Genomic DNA, 688 nt, shown 5'->3' on the forward strand with positions numbered 1-688 from the left:
GCGGGCCAGGCTCGCGGCCAATTGGTCGTAGCGGGTGGCCAGGAACAGCAGGCACAGGGCGTACTGGGCGCCCTGGGGGCGTGCGGTGTCCGTGGCGTCGGTGAGCTTATCCGCCAGCGCCTGCAGGAGGTTGGGCGCCGACAGGAAGCGCTGGTGGCCACGTCCCTGGCCCATGCCGCTCTGGAACGGTGTCACTGTCAGGCAGGCCGGTGCCTCGCCCAGTTGCTCGGCCAGGGCCTGGCGTCCGGCCTCGATCGCGCCTTTTGCCGCGTTGCCGACCGGCCCCGGGCTGGTGGTGGCGATCGACTGCAGGCCCGCCACCCGCTCCCCCATGCTCGCCAGCTCGCTGCCGGCCAGGGCCTTGGCGGCGTCCAGCTGGCCCATCCACTGAGTGGCTTGGGTGGGCCAACGCATGGTCACCGGTGACCAGGTCATGCCGGCACCGTCCAGGCGATCGCCCGCATGGCCTTGATCTTTTTGTCCTGGAGCGCCTTCGCCAGGTCACGCTTCAGCTGGTCGGCGTGCTGCAGCGCGGCCTGCCGGAAGATCACCAGGTCTTTGTTCACCTGCAGCAGCTGGTCGCGGGTGTGTGCGCGGAACTGCTGGACGCCATCGGCGCCGGTGCACGGATAGGCGCCATCCAGGCCGCTGAACATCAACCCGTTGAGGTTGACCTGGTCTTCCAGTC

The 688-nt window shown here is 69.5% G+C and carries 2 pseudogenes; both read right to left on the reverse strand.

What is annotated here, in order from left to right:
* Positions 1-435 (reverse strand): annotated as a pseudogene (locus NGM28_RS28475) (hypothetical protein); the annotation flags it as partial.
* Positions 432-688, reverse strand: a pseudogene (locus NGM28_RS28480) (hypothetical protein); the annotation flags it as partial. The pseudogenes NGM28_RS28480 and NGM28_RS28475, both read right to left, overlap by 4 nt.

This window comes from Pseudomonas sp. MWU13-3659 (assembly GCF_023757525.1).
GTDB classification, from domain to species: domain Bacteria; phylum Pseudomonadota; class Gammaproteobacteria; order Pseudomonadales; family Pseudomonadaceae; genus Aquipseudomonas; species Aquipseudomonas entomophila_E.